Raw genomic sequence first — 3423 nt, 5'->3', positions numbered from 1 at the left:
GGTGCGGTATTGGCCTGCGGGGGGCGGGTGACCAAGGAGACCCGGCATTACCACGAGGACGGGCACACCGGCCCGGGCCGCACCAAGGAAACCGCCGAGGACTACCGCTATTTTCCCGAGCCCGACCTGGAGCCGATCGCGCCCGGCGCCGAGCTGGTGGCGCGGCTGCGCGAAACTATCCCCGAATATCCCTGGTTGCGCCGCAAGAAGATTCAGCAGGAGTGGGGCGTTTCCGACGAGGTGATGCGGGACCTGGTCAACGCCGGCGCGGTTGAACTGGTGGCCGCAACCGTCGAGCACGGCGCCCCCAGCGACAAGGCCCGCGCCTGGTGGGGAAACTTCCTGGTGCAAAAGGCCAACGAAGCCGGTGTCGACCTCGACGCGTTGCCCATCACCCCGGCCCAGGTCGCCGCGGTGGTGGCGCTGGTCGACGAGGGCAAACTGTCGAACAAGCTGGCCCGCCAGGTGGTCGAGGGAGTGCTGGCCGGTGAGGGTGAGCCCGAGCAGGTGATGACCGCCCGCGGACTGGCGGTGGTGCGCGACGACTCGCTGATCCAGGCGGCGGTCGAGGAAGCCCTGGCTGCCAATCCCGATGTGGCGCAGAAGATCCGCGGCGGCAAGGTTCAGGCGGCGGGGGCGATCGTCGGCGCGGTGATGAAGGCGACCAAGGGCCAGGCCGACGCGGCGCGGGTGCGCGAACTGGTGCTTAAAGCCTGCAGCTGACGGGGATCGGCACCGGCCTCGGCTCGTTGTAGGCGGTCTTGCCGTCGTGCGCGCTCGTCAGGGTCGGACGTCGCGTGCGGGCCGGCGGCGAGCTCAGCCATGGTAAGGACGCTGATCGCCAGTTGCAGGGGTAGCTGCTCGGCGTTGAGGTGATCCAGATCGATCACGACCGAGGTGTCGACGAGTCCCCTCGGCAGACGAGAGGCCTCAGCCACGAGGCGCGATCTCTTGGCTGACGGCCCGATCGAGGTCGGCGCAGAACCGGTCGAAACGGACCCGTGGAGCTCCGCTGAACGCCGCGACGGCCGCCTCGGCGCTGACGAATCGATGCCGCCGCAGCGGGGACAGTTCACCGACCGGGATTCCATTCCTGGTCACGACGAACGACTCGCCCCGGTCCAGCTGGCGCATGATCTCGCCACTGTTGTTCCGTAACTCCCGCTGAGTGATCTGCTGGACCACACCACAACTGTCGCACCGTTGCTACGCCAGTTCAGGGTGCCAAACAGGGCTTCGCGAACCGGTGCTCCAGCGCGGATCAGGGCACGACCGCACCGAACGCGGTGATAATTTGATCGGCGATGGTGTCCAGCTCGGGGCCATAAACGGTATCTGCCAACAGCGAGTCGAGTTGGCTCGCGATAATGCCGATGAAGTCGGTGGGGTCACCGGCTGCATTGAACGCGTCCGGGTTGACGAAGGTCTGCACCAGAATCTGGAAGGCGTCGACGTCAGTGGGCGATGACGCCAAAAAATCGCCGGCGAGGATCTGACCGGCGATCGTGTTCAGCTCAGGGCCAAAAACAGTATCTGCCAAATCGGTGTTGATTTGGCTGGCGGTAATGCCGATGAAGTCGGTGGGGTCGCCGGCTGCGTTGAAAGCGTCGGGATCGATTGTCTGCACCAGCTGCAGGAAGGGGTCCTCGTCGGCGGCCGGCACCGGAACAAGGCTGTCAGCAGAAGCGATACCTGTGCAGGTCATCGCAGCCGCGATGGCGCCGCCGATGACGATGGCCGCATTGGCACCAGTAGCAGCCTTGCGGCGGCGGCGCCGGTCAGGCGTCCGTCGGGAACAAGACACGGTGGTCATATGGGAGAGCAATCTAGGCGCTGCCGGACTTGTGTGCAACAAGTGCCGTCAGCCTTGGCCGGCGGAGCGCTGCTGCAGCGCGGAGGCGAGTTTGACGAGCCCGGCGATTTTGATCGCCGCGGCCAGCTTCTCGGCCGGGACGCCGTTGTCGGCCGGGGCGTGCCACTCGGCCAGCGTCTCGAGCGTGCGGTCGAGGAACTGCTGGCGGCACAGCCCGCGCTGGATCTTGCCGCTCGACGTGGTCGGGATCCGCATCGGCGCCACCAGGACCACCGAGTCTGCCGCGATCCCGTGGTGTTGGGTGAGCGCGGCCTGGACGGCCTGCACCATCTCGGTGAGTTCGGCCTCGCCGATGCGGTCGCGGTCCACTTCCTGCACGACGACGAGCTGGTCGGCGGCACCGCCGGTGGGTGCCGCCGCGAAGACCGCGCCGCGGCCCGACACCAAGGCCGGATGACAGCTCTGCACGGTGTCCTCGATGTCGTTGGGGTAGTAGTGATCGCCGCGGATGATCACGAGGTCCTTGCATCGCCCGGCGACGAACAGCTCGCCGTCGCGCAGAAAACCCAGGTCCCCGGTGCGCAGGAATGGTCCCTCGCCGGTGTCGGCCACAACCGCCGCGAAGGTCTGCTCGGTCTCCTCGGGTCGTCCCCAGTAGCCCTGGGCGACGCTGGGCCCGGCGATCCAGATCTCCCCGACCTCGTCGGGTCCGCGGGGCAGCCGGGTCTCCGGGTCGACGATGACAATCCGCTGGTCGCCGCGGGGCCGACCACACCCCACCACACTCGCCGCGGTGGCGTCGTCGGGCGCGGCCTCGACGACGCGGTCCTCGCCCAGTGCGGCGCGGTCGACGTGAACAACCGTCGGCAGCGCAGAGTCCGACCTGCCCGACACCAGCAGGGTGGCCTCGGCCAGCCCGTACACCGGAAGAAACGCCTCAGGCCGGAAACCGGCCGGGGCGAACGCGTCGGCGAATGCGCGAAGGGTGGCCTCACGCACGGGTTCGGCGCCGCTCATCGCGGTAGACAGGGTGGACAGGTCCAGGGCGGCGCGCTCGGCCGCGGTGCTGTGCTCGACACAGAGGTTGTAGGCGTAGTTCGGGGCGACGGTGACAGTGGCACGATGTCGGGAGACGGCTTCCAGCCAGCGCATCGGGCGCCGGATGAACGAGGTCGGCGACATCAGCACCGACGTGCCGCCGATGTAGAGCATCTCCAGGACGGCGCCGATGAGCCCCATGTCGTGGTGCGGCGGCAACCAGAACATGCCGATGTCGTGCTCGTCACCGGGCCAGGCCTGGTGAATGGCCGCCAGGTTGTGCAGCAGGTTGGCGTGGCTGAGAACCACACCCTTGGGGGAGCGGGTGGAGCCCGAGGTGTATTGCACCATCGCGGCGGTATCCCGGTCGATATCCGGCATCACCCACGTGTCGGCGTCGCCCGTGTCCGTGCTGCACCAGTGCAGCGGCCGCTCCGCGGCGAGAATGTCCACCGCGGCCCGCACCTCGGGTTGTGTCGCGGGGGTGGCCAGCGCGAAGCCGGGTTGGGCATCGGGGACCACCCACCGCAGCCGCGGAGCCAGCCGCTCATGCACCGGCACCGCGATCGCGC

At 68.2% G+C, this 3423-nt stretch carries 3 protein-coding genes and 1 pseudogene; 1 reads left to right on the top strand and 3 read right to left on the bottom strand.

What is annotated here, in order from left to right:
* Positions 1-723, top strand: a pseudogene (locus F6Q13_RS16945) (Asp-tRNA(Asn)/Glu-tRNA(Gln) amidotransferase GatCAB subunit B); the annotation flags it as partial.
* Between the two features lie 207 nt (positions 724-930).
* Here F6Q13_RS16945 and F6Q13_RS16940 read toward each other — a convergent pair.
* The 3 genes from F6Q13_RS16940 to F6Q13_RS16930 all read right to left on the bottom strand — a co-directional run.
* Positions 931-1185 carry a hypothetical protein gene (locus tag F6Q13_RS16940; RefSeq protein ID WP_293059035.1) on the bottom strand — a complete coding sequence of 85 codons (255 nt, stop codon included), beginning with the start codon at positions 1183-1185 and terminating at the stop codon, positions 931-933.
* 76 nt (positions 1186-1261) lie between these two features.
* Positions 1262-1813, bottom strand: a complete 552-nt coding sequence (locus F6Q13_RS16935; protein ID WP_293059032.1) for a hypothetical protein — start codon at positions 1811-1813, stop codon at positions 1262-1264.
* Between the two features lie 48 nt (positions 1814-1861).
* The coding region (locus F6Q13_RS16930) for a fatty acyl-AMP ligase (protein ID WP_293059029.1) at positions 1862-3423 on the bottom strand (1562 nt) is incomplete at its 5' end.

It is taken from the genome of Mycobacterium sp., from assembly GCF_008709575.1.
In the GTDB taxonomy this organism is placed as follows: domain Bacteria; phylum Actinomycetota; class Actinomycetes; order Mycobacteriales; family Mycobacteriaceae; genus Mycobacterium.
Note: the sequence above shows the minus strand (reverse complement) of the source record. Positions and strands in the feature narration are given on the sequence as shown.